Origin of the sequence: Vibrio nereis NBRC 15637 (assembly GCF_001591105.1) — a bacterium.
In the GTDB taxonomy this organism is placed as follows: Bacteria; Pseudomonadota; Gammaproteobacteria; order Enterobacterales; family Vibrionaceae; genus Vibrio; species Vibrio nereis.
The window spans coordinates 64,689-79,363 of sequence record NZ_BCUD01000006.1 but is presented as its reverse complement, the minus strand read 5'-3'; the positions used below and the strand labels follow the sequence as shown (position 1 = coordinate 79,363).

The window sequence follows — 14,675 nt, the reverse complement described above, 5'->3', positions numbered from 1 at the left end:
TTTCGCTAGACTTTCCGTGAGAATGCGGCTCTGCAATATCACGGAGTCGTCATCGATGACACCATGTATGGATACAGAGCTAAGTAAAAAACGTTAATTCCTGAAATGACAAAATTAACGAGTTTTTTTACTTTGACAAGTAAGTTGCGGGGAAAGCGTGCAGAGAGGCGCAAATTTTTCTTTAACGCGTAAGTTAGCCCCAGTTACACGCTAATAACTGGGGTTTCGGCTATTTTTGGGCGTGATAGATAGCGAATTTGTTGGTCTTATTTAGTGTCTCGCAATTACCGAACGCTTTTTCAATAATTGGTTGATATTTAAGAAAACTGTTCGCGACGATGAGCAGCTCACCGTGGGCGTTTTGATAGTTAGGTGCTTGCGCTAAAAGCGTTTCTGTTGCGCTATAGCTGGTATCCAGCCCTGCGTGGAAAGGGGGGTTGCTAATGATAAATTTGTAATCATTGCTCGTGTTTGAATACACATCAGACGCAAATACTTTCCCTTTAAGGCCATTGGCTGCCAGCGTTTCTTTACTTGATTCGACAGCCAGCGCACTGATATCACACATTTCAAGTTCAATGGAGGGGTTAAGGATCGCCATCACAGAGCCAATGACACCTGCACCACAGCCAAAATCGAGGACTTTGCCTGATAGCGTCGGGAGTGTATCTAACAATAGCTGACTGCCAATATCGAATTGGCCGTGGCTGAACACACCCGGCAGGCTTTTAATTGTTAACTGGTGGTTGTGATAATTGACCTGATAGCTTTTGAACCACTGCTGTATATCAAATGGCTGTGGTTGGTTTAAACATTTACCCCAGTAAAATGAGCAGCGACGAGCTGAGTCAAACTTAGTAATTGGCCCGTATGGCTTGAACATTTTTTCGATGCTTTTTACGCCTGAACGGTTTTCTCCTACCACAACTATTTCTGTGTCATCACCCAATTTCGCCATAAGCATGGCTAGCAAATATTCGGCTTCAGCTTTTGCTTTCGGCCAATAGAGCAATACCAAATCTGCTTGGGTGTCACCAGTAAATTCAGCCCCAAACACAGATGTGATTTGATCGTAAGGCTGAAGCTGGCGGTAGTAGCCGTAGTTGGTTGTGAAAACCGTAACCGATTCGCAATGGTTAACCAATTCGACAGGAAACAGATCTTCAGATTCACCAGCAACAAGAACGTGCTTGCCTTCAAAGTAAGCAAGTTGCCTTTGAGCAATTTGGCTCGGTGCGATATAAGCAGACATAGTGGACTCTATCAGATAAAAAGACGGGGGATTTTCGCATAATCCCCCGCATTCTTGAAGCTATTCGGTGTTAGTTCTGATCTTGTCGGTCAAGGAAGTCTTGAAACTCTTCTTCGTAAATTTTGAACAACACCATGGTGACGGCAAAAACCAGTGGACCGTAGATCAATCCAATTAATCCAAAGAGGTGCAGGCCACCCAGAAGGGAGAAGAAGATCATCAAGGTATTCATACCTGCGCTGCCTTGCATCAGGAATGGGCGCAGCAAGTTATCGATTGAGCCCACGATGACGACACTCCAAACCATTAAGAAGATAGCCCAAGTGGTGTCTCCAGTAAGGAACAAGTAGAGCACCGCAGGGATCCAGATGAGCGCGGTGCCCACCACCGGAATGAAGGAGGCAAACCCCATCATCGTTCCCCAGAATAAGCCCGGAAAGCCTGCCAGCCACATACCGATACCACCAGCGATACCTTGGGCTATCGCCGTAAGGAAAGACCCCATTACCGCCGATTTTGACACTTGCTCGATTTCATTGAGTAATTTGTCTTCCTGGCTGCGAGATAGAGGCAGGATATGACGAATGGCACTGATGATTTTGTCGTGATCTCTTAATAAGAAAAACAACACGAACAACATCAAGAAGAAGTCCATCAGGAAGGTGGTCGCATCACCTAGGATCTTGGCACTGATCCCAACGAGATTTGAACCGAAAGATGTCGCAAATTTCGCGATTTTTTGTGCGATCTCTTGCGGGTTGACGGTATCAAAAGGTAAATAGGTGTTGATTAGCGTCAGCCCTTTTACCACCCAAGGGTGTTCAAACAAGGTTTGAATGCCACCATTGGTTACCCATTGGTATACGTTTTGAGAAAAGGCAGAACCTTGTTGGACAATGGCGGCAAAAACAAACAACAGGGGAACCACAATGATAAATGTTAAAATGACGCAAGAGAGAAGAGAGGCGACATTTTTGTGTTTGGGAAGCCGTTGTTCTATCCACTCATGAATGGGAAACATCAGTAAAGAAATGATAAAGGCCATCACGATAGAATTGACATAGGGTTCGACTAACAGAAAGCAAGCGAACCCAGCGGCAAGTAAAGCAGCGATCAATACCCAGTGGTTAGAAGTGATTTTGACTTTGTCTGTCACGTGTTTGTCCAGTTTTTCGGCGTTGTAACAGTATAATGGCGATAAATCAGAGAGTCTTCAACGCAAAAAATCTAATGTTATCAAAGAAGAGTGAAATGTATGGGATGTTGTAAGAATGAGAAAGGTTGCCACAACACCAATAAGCCGAAGCGTTCCGTCTCTTGGTTTGGGCTAATGCTGTTTTTGATCGCCGTTTTGGTGGCAGTGAACTGGCAATAGTTGTAAATAAAATAAAGGCTGCGTTTGCAGCCTTTATATTTCAGGGAATTACGCTTCTTTAGCCAAAATAGCAAAGCAACGCTCAGCGGCTTCTAGAGTCGCATCGATTTCTTTGCTGCCATGAGCAAGAGAAGTAAAGCTCGCTTCGAATGCTGAAGGGGCTAAGTAAACGCCGTGAGCTAGCATCAAGTGGAAGAAGCGTTTGAAACGTTCAACATCGCACTTCGCCACTTCTTCGTAGCAGGTTACACGTTCTTGATCGGTAAAGAAGAAGCCGAACATACCACCCACTTGGTTTACAACCAGTGGAATACCATGGCGATCTGCAAGCTCTTTAAAGCCATCAGCAAGTTGTTTCGTCTTTGAAGCTAGGCGCTTTTCATTGCCTTCTTCTTTCAGAACGTTAAGACATGCATAACCTGCCGCCATAGCCACAGGGTTACCAGACAGAGTACCTGCTTGGTAAACTGGACCTGTTGGCGCAACGTATTGCATGACTTCTTTGCGGCCACCAAATGCACCGACAGGCATACCGCCACCGATCACTTTGCCTAGTGTGGTTAGGTCTGGTTTGATGTTGTAGTAACCTTGAGCACCGCCAAGTGCTACACGGAAGCCAGTCATCACTTCATCAAAAATAAGCAACGCGCCTTCTTCGTCACAGATTTGACGTAGGCCTTCATGGAAACCTTCCACTGGTGGAATACAGTTCATGTTGCCTGCAACAGGCTCAACGATAATACACGCGATTTCACCTTTATTTGCCGCAAACAGTTCGCGTACAGAGTCTAGGTCGTTAAATCTTGCTGTTAGCGTGTATTTGGCAAAGTCGGCTGGAACGCCTGGAGAGCTTGGTTGACCAAGTGTTAGCGCACCAGAACCAGCCTTAACAAGCAAGCTGTCTGCGTGGCCGTGGTAGCAACCTTCGAATTTCATGATCTTATCGCGGCCTGTAAAGCCACGAGCTAAGCGGATGGCACTCATGGTTGCTTCTGTACCAGAGCTCACCATACGAACTTGCTCCATCGAAGGGACAAGTTCAGACACAAGTTCTGCCATTGTGATTTCAGTTTCAGTCGGTGCGCCAAAGCTTAGGCCACGTTGTGCTGCACTGATCACTGCTTCACGGATGACGGCATGGTTATGGCCCAGGATCATTGGTCCCCAAGAGCCAACATAATCAATGTACGCTTTACCATCAGCATCGAAAATTAATGGGCCATCTGCACGTTCAATAAATACAGGTGCGCCACCAACACCATTGAAAGCACGTACTGGAGAGTTCACACCACCAGGAATGGTTTTTTGTGCTTTCTCGTAAAGCTCTGCCGATTTGGTCATTGATATATCCTCTTTTGATTGCTCGGACCAATTTGGCTGGCATTGTACCTGCCCAATCCACCACAATAAAACGCTTTACACCACATTCTGAGCAGTTTTCCGGACAGATATTGGTGATTTTATAAAAAATTGGTGCGAAAGCTGGCGAATACTTGAACGCTTCACTCAGGTATTAGATAATCCCTCTATTATATAAAGATGATTTATCCGCCGCTGCTGGCAGCGAGTGGATTTACACGAATGAGAGAGGTCATCGTGAGCGAAGTAAATATCCCATTAACATTCTCGGATGCTGCTGCAAAGCGTGTAGGCGCTCTGATTGCTGAAGAAGAAAACCCAAATTTGAAACTACGCGTTTATATCACGGGTGGTGGTTGTAGTGGTTTCCAGTACGGTTTTACGTTTGATGAGACCGTTAACGAAGGTGATACAACGATTGAAAACAGTGGTGTGACACTGGTTGTAGACCCAATGAGCCTGCAGTACTTAGTGGGTGGCCAAGTGGATTACACAGAGGGTCTAGAAGGTTCACGCTTCTTTGTGAACAACCCGAATGCGACCACTACTTGTGGTTGTGGTGCATCTTTCAGCGTGTGATCGTTGCTAAATGATTCTCAAGGCTACAGTTTTGTAGCCTTTTTTTGTTACCGCATAGTTTCCAGAAACTGAGATCTAACCAAGATTCCTTCCTACTCTATTTTATTTCCTGCTGGTTAATTTATATCCTGAGCTGACTCGCTTTAAGCGCTGATGATAAGCAAAGGATTGTTATGGCTAATTTCTCTGTCGCACGTTTTCTTTCCGCACGTCCCTATCTTGTATCGTTGTTTATCGTCCTTCTGCTGTCATTTTGGCTCGGGCTAGGAATGCTACAGGCCGAAGATTCGCCACCGCAGCACGACGTCGAGAAAGCATCACTGGCCAAAGTAGTTTACTCCTCATTTTCTGCCAGCAACACTTTTAAATCTATTGAATTGTATGGGCGCACAGCCCCCGACAAACAAGCCAATTTAGGTGCTGAAATCGCTGGGAAAATTATTAAGGTCAAGGTGAAAAAAGGGCAGGTAGTTAAGCGTGGGCAAGTGATTGCTTTGATTGATAAAGGTGATCTTGAGGTGCAGCTCGAACGTGTTCGTGCCATGTTAAAAGTGCGAGAAAAAGAATACAAAGCGGCTCAAGCCTTAAAGAATAAAGGGTTACAGGGTGAAGTAGCGTTTACTAACGCTCAAGCTTCGCTGGTGGAAGCCAAGGCGATGGTGACGAGCGCAAAAGTCTCGCTACAAAATACTTCGGTCACCGCGCCGTTTACTGGCATTGTCGATCACTTATTTATTGAGGAGGGCGATTTTGTTGGTGTCGGTGATCCGGTTGCTCAACTTATTGATTTGACGAATTTGGTGATCGAAGCCGATGTCAGTGAACGACATATAAGGGAGCTGTCACTCAATCAATCGGCAAACATTACCTTTATTTCTGGTGAGACCGTCGAAGGACACGTCAATTACATCTCCCGCATATCTTCCCCTACCACCAATACATTCCCAATCGAGATCATCTTCCCCAACCCTGAGCAATCGATCCCCGCAGGTATGAGTGCCGAGGTCACCCTCAATTTAAAAGAGCAATCTGCGATTAAGTTAACGCCTGCTATGTTGGCCTTGGATGAAGACGGCAACCTAGGTGTTAAAACGTTAGTTGACAGCCAAGTCGAGTTTGTTCCTATTCAACTGGTTAAAGCAGAAAAAGACGGAGTTTGGTTAACGGGATTGGGTGATGAAGTCAATGTTATCACCACTGGGCAGGGGTTTGTTCGTGATGGTGATGAAGTGATTGCCGTTAGAGACGAGAAGTAAGGAGACGCTACATGTTCGCTTTGATTGACGCGGCCTTATCTCGTACTCGAACCATGATGGTTCTGCTGCTCTTTGTCTTGGTGTCAGGGGTATTTACCTATATCACGATTCCTAAAGAGTCGAGCCCAGATATCACCATCCCGATCATTTACGTATCGGTTGGTCACCAAGGAATATCGCCTAAAGACGCAGAACGTTTGTTGGTTAGACCGATTGAGCAAGAGCTGCGCTCGATTGAAGGGGTTAAAGAAATGACCTCAACCGCCTCTGAGGGGCATGCATCGGTTATGTTGGAGTTCAGTGTCGGTGTGGATTTGAATAAAGCAATGGCCGATGTGCGAGAAGCGGTTGATTTGGCTAAGCCCAAACTGCCAACGGACAGCGATGAGCCCACGGTGAATGAGGTAACCTTAGCCTCTGAAGAACCAGCGTTATCGGTCGTGTTGTATGGCACGGTACCAGAGCGGGCGATAGTGCAAATCGCTCGGCAGTTGAGAGATAAACTCGAGAGTTACAAACAAATACTCGAAGTCGATATTGCCGGAGACAGAGAAGACACGGTTGAAATCATCGTTGATCCGCTATTGATGGAAAGCTACGGGCTTGATCAAGCAGATATCTATAACCTAATTGCGATGAACAACAGGGTTGTGGCCGCTGGGTTTGTTGATACCGGATATGGGCGTTTTTCCGTAAAGGTGCCTTCGGTATTTGAGTCTTTGCAGGATGTGTTAGAACTGCCAGTAAAAATGGATGGCAAGAAAGTCATTACCGTGGGGGATGTCGCCACGGTAAGGCGAGCTTTTCGAGATGCAGACAGTTATGCGCGGTTGGACGGTGAGTCTGCGCTGGTCCTAGACGTCAAAAAGCGCGCGGGTGAGAACAGTATTGAGACCGTCGCACTGATAAAAGCCGTGCTAGAGGAAGCTCAACAGAGGGAAGAATGGCCCAGGAATTTACTGATTAAGTACACGTGGGATCAATCTGAAGACGTTAAGATGATGCTCAATGATCTGCAGAACAACATATTATCGGCCATTATTTTGGTTGTTATTGTGATCATTGCGATTCTTGGCGTGAGGACCGCTTTTCTGGTTGGGATATCTATTCCTGGCTCTTTTCTTACAGGTCTATTGGTCTTATCTGTGTTCGGTCTTACCGTCAATATCATTGTGTTGTTCTCGCTGATTATGGCGGTTGGTATGCTGGTTGATGGCGCGATAGTGGTGACGGAGTTTGCAGACAGGCGCATGCAAGAAGGCGTGCCTAGGCGTGAAGCATACAGAGATGCTGCAAAGCGTATGGCGTGGCCAATCACTGCTTCGACAGCGACTACCTTAGCGGCTTTTGCCCCGTTGCTTTTCTGGCCTGATGTCACAGGCGAGTTTATGAAGTATTTACCGCTGACGCTCATTGCCACGCTGGCGGCTTCGTTGGTTATGGCGTTACTGTTTGTACCCGTATTAGGAGGGTTAATTGGTAGGCCACAAAACGTTACGCAATCTCAGCGCGAACAAATGGTTGCCTTACATGACGGAAATTATGAGCAAGCGACCGGACTGACTAAGATTTACTATCGCAGTCTGGATATTGCGTTGTGCCACCCGTTCAAAATTCTACTGAGTGCGATTCTATTGGCGATCGGTGTGGGTTTTACTTATGCCAAAGCAGGTTTAGGTGCGGAGTTTTTCCCTGAAGTGGACCCACCGTTCTTTAGTGTCAAAGTGCGCTCTTATGGCGATCTCTCCATTGACGAAAAAGACGTCATCATGCGCGATATTGAATTCATCATGTTAGATCATGATGAGTTTGAAAGTGTCTATACCCGAACAGGGGGCGAAGATGAAATAGGTGTCATTCAAATCACGCCTGTGGATTGGCAATACCGACGTAAAGTGAAAGACATTATCGAAGAGCTAAAACAGGAAACGGATCGCTATGCTGGTGTTGAGATCGAATATAAGTTTCCTGATGCCGGGCCGCCAGTCGAGCACGACTTAGTGATTGAGATGTCCTCTCGGGATTTGGCTGACCTAGATGCGGCCGCTAAATTGGTCAGACACTGGGCGGATTCATATCCTGCTTTTACTAACATCAGTGATAGTTCAAACAAAGGTGGCATCGACTGGCAAATCGATATTCGGCGGGAAGATGCGGCCCGATATTTAGCCGATGCGACACTGGTGGGCAATACGGTGCAGTTTGTCACCAATGGCCTGAAACTAGGGGATTATTTGCCCGATGATTCAACAGAAGAAGTGGATATCTTGGTTCGTTATCCGGAAGAAAAGCGCGATATTGGCCGATTTGAGCAACTGAGGGTAAAAACACCTGCAGGCATGATACCGATGACGAATTTTGCCAGCATCACCCCGGAAGAAAAACAAGATACGATCCGTCGCGTAGATGGCCATCGCGTGATCAGTGTTTATGCAGACATAAAAGAAGGGTTTAACCTAGCACTTGAGTTGCCCAAAGTGGATGAAGAGCTACGCCAGTTACCGCTGCCTGCTAGTGCCGAATTTAAGCTGCGAGGCCAAAATGAAGAACAAGAAAACTCCTCTGCCTTTCTACAAAGTGCCTTCCTCGTTGCTTTGGTGTTTATGGCGCTGATCCTGATCACTCAGTTTAATAGTTTCTACCAAGCCTTTTTGATCTTGAGTGCGGTGCTGTTTTCCACCGTCGGGGTTTTTGCCGGGTTGCTGATTTTCCAAAAACCGTTTGGTGTGATTATGTCCGGGATTGGAGTGATTGCCTTGGCAGGGATCGTCGTGAACAACAATATTGTATTGATTGATACGTACAACCAGTTACGCCGTCGAGGATTAGAAAAACGTGAAGCCATTTTAAGGACAGGGGTTCAACGTTTACGCCCAGTGTTGTTAACCACGGTCACAACAATCTTAGGGTTATTACCAATGGTATTAGAGATGAATATCGATCTTATTAATCAGACGATTGAGTTCGGAGCACCTAGTACACAATGGTGGTCTCAACTCGCGACAGCTGTGGCTGGTGGATTGGCCTTTGCCACCGTGCTTACTTTGGTTCTAACACCATGTTTATTAATGCTTGGTCGCGAGCATCAATTAGAAGAGCAACCAAGCCCCAAAAGCGTGACCTAATAAAAACCCCCCGCTCTTGATGCTAAAGCGGGGGGTTAACAATGCTAGAGGTTTAGTTTGTCGCCAGAAGCCGACTGTAACGGTCGAGGTTCTTCAACCTTATTCCTGCATTTGCCATGAAGGTGGCTTTGGTTTTCCCTGTCAGTGACTTCGATTGAGGTAACTTCACGGTCCTTGGGTTTTTATGTACGCCATGGACTAAGAACTCATAATGCAGGTGAGGACCTGTTACACGACCCGTTCCGCCAAGCGTACCGATAGTTTGCCCCTGTTTTACTCTTTGTCCTGTTTTCACCATACGTTTCGTAAGGTGCAAGTATTTGGTGATGTAGGTATTACTGTGTTTAATAAACACGTAGTTACCGTTAAATCGGTTATAACTCGATTTTTGTACAATACCATTACCTGCAGCCCAAATTGGTGTACCAACCGGAGCAGCATAATCGGTACCGCGGTGCGCTCTGACTTTTCCTGTCACAGGGTGGCGGCGAGTCGGGTTAAAGTTCGAAGACACACGACGAAAATCTAAAGGTGAGCGTAAGAAGGCTTTTTTCATCGCGCGGCCATTTTCATCAAAATAGTTACCCGTTTTATCGTCTAAAATGGCTTTAAAGGTGTCCCCTTGGTTGGTAAAAATGGCCGCAATAATTTTACCTCGACCGACAACCTCACCTTCCACTACCTTTTCTTGATAGAGGATTTCAAAGCTATCGCCTTTACGGATATCAAGCGCGAAGTCTATATCCCAACCAAATATCCCTGCTAACTCCATGATTTGGTTAGCCGTTAGCCCAGCCCCTATACCCGCATTCCAGAAGTTAGACGTGATTTGATTTCCTGCATAATTGTATTGGTAGAACACTTCTTTCTTATCCATGCTGGATGTGTAGCCATGCTCTGAGCGAGTAATTAAAAACGTTTCGTATGGGTTTAATACACGCTTGATTTGCAGCAGTTGATTATCGGTGTCAAAGCCAAACTGAAAGGTATCACCGGGCCTAATTCGAGTCAGTTGGTCTGCAATGTCTTTATTGGTGTTGGTGAGTTGATACAAAAGGCGGGAAGACAGGCCAGCCCGCTGAAAAAGGAGTGCCATACTATCACCCGAACCAATCGTGTGATTTTCCCATCTAAGTACAGAGAGTGAAGGTGTGGTGTCCTGAATAGCTAATGCTTCGTAGTTGATATCAATAGGGTAGGCTTTACCGATTTGGTAAATACTTTTTTCCTGCTGCAGCTCTTGAGGGGCTGGGAGAAACAGCGCAACAATAATCAGCGCACTGAAAGTGGCAATTAAAGCTCGGTGAATCCGGGGTAGTTGAGCGAAAAGCGACAACATTGTATGTCCGTTCTAAAAAAATTCGAGAAAATGCTAAGCCGTTTAGTCTAACTGGTTTCAAAAAGCATCGCTATTCAAGTAATATGTCGAACTATTAAATTTTTGCCAAATCTGTGGGAGTGAACAAGAATGGCGAGCATTGAAGCTGCACTAGCCGAGATTAAGCGCGGTGTTGAAGAGCTGATTCCAGAAGAAGAGCTGATCGCGAAATTAAAAGAAGGCCGTCCTTTACGTATTAAGTTGGGTGCGGATCCAACGGCACCGGATATTCACCTAGGCCATACGGTTATTTTCAATAAGCTTCGCTTGTTCCAAGAGTTAGGCCATGAAGTGACATTCCTTATCGGTGATTTCACGGCAATGGTTGGCGACCCAACAGGTAAAAACACGACACGTCCACCACTGAGTCGTGAAGATGTATTGCGCAACGCTGAAACTTATAAAGAGCAAGTCTTTAAAATTCTAGATCCTGCAAAGACTAAAATTCAGTTTAACTCTGAATGGTTATCTGAGCTGGGGGCTGAAGGTATGATCCGTCTTGCTGCCAACCAAACAGTAGCGCGTATGCTGGAACGTGATGACTTTAAAAAACGTTACGCGGGCGGTCAGCCAATCGCAATCCACGAATTTATGTACCCACTGCTGCAAGGTTGGGACTCGGTTGCGATGGAAACTGACGTAGAGCTGGGCGGTACCGACCAGAAGTTCAACCTATTGATGGGCCGTGAGCTACAAAAATCAAATGGTCAAAAGCCTCAGGTTGTATTGATGATGCCACTGCTTGTTGGTCTCGACGGCGAGAAGAAAATGTCGAAATCGGCAAACAACTACATTGGTATCAGCGAAGCGCCAAGTGAGATGTTCGGTAAGATCATGTCAATTTCTGACACCCTGATGTGGGACTACTACGAGCTACTGTCTTTCCGTCCTCTTGAGGAAATCGAGCAGTTTAAAGCGGATATCGCAGCGGGTAAAAACCCACGTGATATCAAAGTGCTTCTTGCGAAAGAGATTATCGCACGTTTTCACAGTGAAGCCGATGCTGATGCAGCTGAGCAAGAATTTGTTAACCGTTTTGCTAAGAACCAGATCCCGGATGAAATGCCAGAGTTTGACTTTGAGGCCGGTCTTCCGGTAAGCAACATGCTCAAAGAAGCGGGCCTGTGTGCATCAACGTCTGAAGCGATGCGTATGGTAAAACAAGGCGCCGCGAAAATTGATGGTGAGAAAGTTGCAGATGCGAAGTTTACACCTGAAGCCGGTACATACGTATTCCAAGTTGGTAAACGTAAGTTTGCTCGTATTACTGTGAAGTAATCAACTACGCTAGATTACTAATAATAAAAAGCGCCTCGATGGGCGCTTTTTTAATGTTCGAACATCAGTACGATTCATCAATTCGCTGGCATTTGGCTAAACTTTACGACATCTTGGTAAAACAATGTTTCAAAGTGAGTGATTGGCGCCACTACTGGCGTTGCATCTGCACGTGGTTTCTCTGGGAAGTAGTCCGTGACAAATTGGACAAATACAGAGTTAGGTTTACCAGAACCATCTAGGCCATAACCCGCCATATTATAGCTTCCGTACAAAGAGCCGCTTTTACCTACAATGGCACCCGTTACCGGTTCCTTTCGCATGCTACGACGATATTTTAGTGTGCCACTTTCTCCTGCGGTTGGGAGTAACGATACTAAGTTTAGCGTTTTGTCGTTATTCCAAATGTAGTGGAGAATATCCGCCATTTTTTCGCTACTAAATCGGTTATTACGCGATAAACCCGACCCATCCGCGAGTGGAAAAGCCTCTAGGTCAATGCCAGTATGAGTAAAAATGATCTGCTTGATGGCCGATGTTCCGTTATTGAAGCTACCCGGTTGATGGAAAAAAGTTCTACCTAATGTTTTAGTGAGGTTATCCGCGATAAGGTTATCGGATTGCTTCAGCATTTCTTCCAAGAGTACGTCAAGTCTGTCAGATTGGTGACTTGCCAATAACTGGCTATCCGTAGCTATCAGCGATCCAACCTTTATGTTGCCTTTCAGAGTAATCCCAACTTGTCGTAGCACAGTGTGGAGCATCCGTTGTGTATACAGTTCGGGATCTTGCACAGCAAATTTCAGTGGTAGAGGTTTCTTCCGTTCGACTAAACATCCGTAAAGCTGATAATGATTATCTGGGGAAGAGGTAAGCTGTAAGTCGCATTGGCTGCTTTCTTGCTCTGTTTTGGTCACGCTTTTTACCGTCGTTGAGGCGTAAATAGGGAAGTGCTCTGGCACGTAAACGCGAGTTTTCCCTTCTTGCTCGGTGTAAATGGAAGCGTGCACACAGTTGCCATCTAGGGTCACTGCGGTAGCTGGGGCACTGTAACAAACGCCAAGAATATCCCATGGCCAGCCAACGGCTCGGTTGTAGCCATTGAAGGCTGAGTTATCCAGCCAAATGTCTCCGTTGATTTGCTTTAACCCTTTTTTTCGTGCCTTAGCAAGCATCTGTTTGAGGTCTTTGGTACTCAAGGTTGGATCGCCAGAAAAACGAATCACCCAGTTTTTACCAACTTTCTCTAGACGAGTTTCAAAGCGAAAGTTCTCATCCAACTCTAATTTGGCGGCGAGTGCGGTCACGACTTTCAGTGTGCTGGCTGGTGGAAAGTACTTATCGTTGTTATGGGTCGTGAGTAGGGGAGAGTTATCGAGCTTTTCAACTAACAAACTGGCACGGTTGCCATCAGGCAATAATTCTAGTGGGGCATAAGCCCAGGACAACGTGGAGTATAAAAGAAGAAAACTAACCGAGAAAATCTGTGTGAGCCGCATAGTAATGAAGACAGTTGAATAATAAACAGTGGCCAGTATACCGATTAAAAAAAACGCCTGCTACAGAGCAGGCGTTTAACATTTACGACATTGAGCCAGAATTAGAAGTTGTAACGTAGACCAATTGCTAGTTCGTCTTCAGCATCTGTCGCACCAACGGTACCTGTACCTAGTTTGTCACCTTCATCTAGAAGGTTGAAGTTGTAAGATACATAACCGAAGAAGTTAGGTTTGAAGTAGTAAGTCGCGTCTACTGCAACATTGTCAGCAGAGGTGTCATCACCAGTTTCTGCGTTGTTGTAGGTAGTGCTGAATACAGTTTGACCTAGCGTGTAAGCCGCTGCGAATTCGTAACCAGTGTAGTCTTGTACGCCAGAGAAATTGTTCGAATCGAACATGAACGCGTTATTGAAGTCTTTTTCGCCATCTGTGAATACACCTGCGATGTATAGATCAGAGATAGAGAATGACGCAGCTGCCATGTACTCGTTGCTTTCGTCTTGATCAGCGTAACCAGCACCTAGTTTTAGGCCTGTATCAGCAACTGCATAAGTCGCAGATAGAGAGTAACCATCTTGCTCGTTATCAACGTATTGGCCTTGAGATTCACCACGGTCAGCAAAACGGTAGCTTGCTTTAACGTCTAGATCGTTAAAGTTACCTGAGTAAGAAACCATGTTGTCTGTACGGTCTGCTACAGATAATTTGTCTGCTGCAGAGTTACCGTGGTAAGCCATGATATCTGTGAAGTCTGTGATGATGCCTAGTGCGCCTTCGTTTTTACCGTAAGTGACTTCACCAAATGCACCACCTAAACCAGCGTACGCGTAACGAGTGTTTAGGTCGTTGTTGTCGTCTACGCCGCCTTGTTCAGCAGTCGTGAACTCACCTTCGTAGAAGCCAACGCCGTATAGGTTGTCAGTTACTTGAGTTTTACCTAGGAAGTTTAGACGTACGCGAGATTTGTCTTCTGCTTTACCGTCTTTTAGAGATAGACGCGCTTCAGCACGACCGCCCATTTCAAGAGAAGTACCATCTTGGTTGTAGATTTCAGCTGCGTTTGCGCCAGTAGCCACTGCTGCAGCTGATACTGCTAGAGCAATCAGAGTTCTGTTCATCTTATTAGTCCTAATTCACTGTCTATTCATGTTTTTGTGAGTCATACCTCGATACTTGGGTATGCTCTTACTATTGCTCGCGGGAATCAATGTTCATAAACAAGACTTGAGTCAAATAATTGAAATAATTGATAAACGCTCAATAAGCAATCGCTGAACAATGTTTTAACGCTAAAGTTCCTTGTTCTGGTAGTAAAATCTTATAAAAACGAATTTTGAACAATGTTTTATTTGTTGAATTTTATCTTTAAGTAATTGATTTTAATTCTTTATTTGTTGATTGTTAAAGTTGTATTGCTTGATGAGTATTTACCTTTTTTTATCTATAGATACCCTTAGATAGGGTGTTCAGTGATAGGTGTGTGGGAAGGCTTCGAAGCGGAATCAAGACTTGTGGATTTATGATGATTTAGTTGCCAAGTTTGTTTACACTAGATCAAACCGATTAATTTATTC

General features: G+C 45.4%; 10 protein-coding genes. 4 read left to right on the top strand and 6 right to left on the bottom strand.

Features of this window, described 5'->3' with window-relative positions:
* Nucleotides 1–229 precede the first annotated feature (229 nt).
* The 3 genes from rsmC to hemL all read right to left on the bottom strand — a co-directional run bounded on the left by rsmC (nt 230) and on the right by hemL (nt 3,968).
* Entirely contained in the window at nt 230–1,252 is a 1,023-nt protein-coding gene (rsmC, locus tag VNE01S_RS08355) for a 16S rRNA (guanine(1207)-N(2))-methyltransferase RsmC (protein ID WP_053394151.1), read from the bottom strand.
* A gap of 70 nt (nt 1,253–1,322) precedes the next feature.
* Nucleotides 1,323–2,408: an AI-2E family transporter gene (locus VNE01S_RS08350; protein ID WP_053394150.1), complete on the bottom strand. Its 1,086-nt coding sequence runs from the start codon at nt 2,406–2,408 to the stop codon at nt 1,323–1,325.
* A gap of 267 nt (nt 2,409–2,675) precedes the next feature.
* A complete protein-coding gene (hemL, locus tag VNE01S_RS08345; protein ID WP_053394149.1) occupies nt 2,676–3,968 on the bottom strand; it encodes a glutamate-1-semialdehyde 2,1-aminomutase in 1,293 nt (430 codons plus the stop codon).
* 255 nt (nt 3,969–4,223) lie between these two features.
* Between hemL and erpA the strand changes: the two genes are divergently transcribed.
* The 3 genes from erpA to VNE01S_RS08330 all read left to right on the top strand — a co-directional run bounded on the left by erpA (nt 4,224) and on the right by VNE01S_RS08330 (nt 8,946).
* A complete protein-coding gene (erpA, locus tag VNE01S_RS08340) occupies nt 4,224–4,565 on the top strand; it encodes an iron-sulfur cluster insertion protein ErpA (RefSeq protein WP_053394308.1) in 342 nt (113 codons plus the stop codon).
* Nucleotides 4,566–4,738: 173 nt separating this feature from the next.
* Complete coding sequence (locus VNE01S_RS08335; RefSeq protein ID WP_053394148.1) at nt 4,739–5,821, top strand: efflux RND transporter periplasmic adaptor subunit; 1,083 nt, start codon at nt 4,739–4,741, stop codon at nt 5,819–5,821.
* 11 nt (nt 5,822–5,832) lie between these two features.
* Complete coding sequence (locus VNE01S_RS08330; RefSeq protein ID WP_053394147.1) at nt 5,833–8,946, top strand: efflux RND transporter permease subunit; 3,114 nt, start codon at nt 5,833–5,835, stop codon at nt 8,944–8,946.
* A 52-nt stretch (nt 8,947–8,998) separates the two neighbouring features.
* On the opposite strand, the gene shyC is transcribed toward VNE01S_RS08330, so the two are convergent.
* Nucleotides 8,999–10,285 (bottom strand): peptidoglycan DD-endopeptidase ShyC, encoded by a 1,287-nt coding sequence (shyC, locus tag VNE01S_RS08325; protein ID WP_053394146.1) that lies wholly within the window; start codon nt 10,283–10,285, stop codon nt 8,999–9,001.
* A gap of 129 nt (nt 10,286–10,414) precedes the next feature.
* Between shyC and tyrS the strand changes: the two genes are divergently transcribed.
* Complete coding sequence (gene tyrS / locus VNE01S_RS08320; protein WP_053394145.1) at nt 10,415–11,602, top strand: tyrosine--tRNA ligase; 1,188 nt, start codon at nt 10,415–10,417, stop codon at nt 11,600–11,602.
* A 77-nt stretch (nt 11,603–11,679) separates the two neighbouring features.
* On the opposite strand, the gene dacB is transcribed toward tyrS, so the two are convergent.
* Nucleotides 11,680–13,101, bottom strand: coding sequence for a serine-type D-Ala-D-Ala carboxypeptidase (dacB, locus tag VNE01S_RS08315; protein WP_053394144.1), 1,422 nt, complete (start codon nt 13,099–13,101; stop codon nt 11,680–11,682).
* Between the two features lie 101 nt (nt 13,102–13,202).
* Nucleotides 13,203–14,219: a porin gene (locus VNE01S_RS08310; protein ID WP_053394143.1), complete on the bottom strand. Its 1,017-nt coding sequence runs from the start codon at nt 14,217–14,219 to the stop codon at nt 13,203–13,205.
* Nucleotides 14,220–14,675 lie beyond the last annotated feature (456 nt).

What these genes read in the sequence shown, in the direction of transcription:
- tyrS (WP_053394145.1), top strand. Translation starts at nt 10,415, where the DNA reads ATGGCGAGCATTGAAGCTGCACTAGCCGAGATTAAGCGCGGTGTTGAA.
- dacB (WP_053394144.1), bottom strand. Translation starts at nt 13,101, where the DNA reads ATGCGGCTCACACAGATTTTCTCGGTTAGTTTTCTTCTTTTATACTCC.
- rsmC (WP_053394151.1), bottom strand. Translation starts at nt 1,252, where the DNA reads ATGTCTGCTTATATCGCACCGAGCCAAATTGCTCAAAGGCAACTTGCT.
- hemL (WP_053394149.1), bottom strand. Translation starts at nt 3,968, where the DNA reads ATGACCAAATCGGCAGAGCTTTACGAGAAAGCACAAAAAACCATTCCT.
- VNE01S_RS08330 (WP_053394147.1), top strand. Translation starts at nt 5,833, where the DNA reads ATGTTCGCTTTGATTGACGCGGCCTTATCTCGTACTCGAACCATGATG.
- shyC (WP_053394146.1), bottom strand. Translation starts at nt 10,285, where the DNA reads ATGTTGTCGCTTTTCGCTCAACTACCCCGGATTCACCGAGCTTTAATT.
- VNE01S_RS08335 (WP_053394148.1), top strand. Translation starts at nt 4,739, where the DNA reads ATGGCTAATTTCTCTGTCGCACGTTTTCTTTCCGCACGTCCCTATCTT.
- VNE01S_RS08310 (WP_053394143.1), bottom strand. Translation starts at nt 14,219, where the DNA reads ATGAACAGAACTCTGATTGCTCTAGCAGTATCAGCTGCAGCAGTGGCT.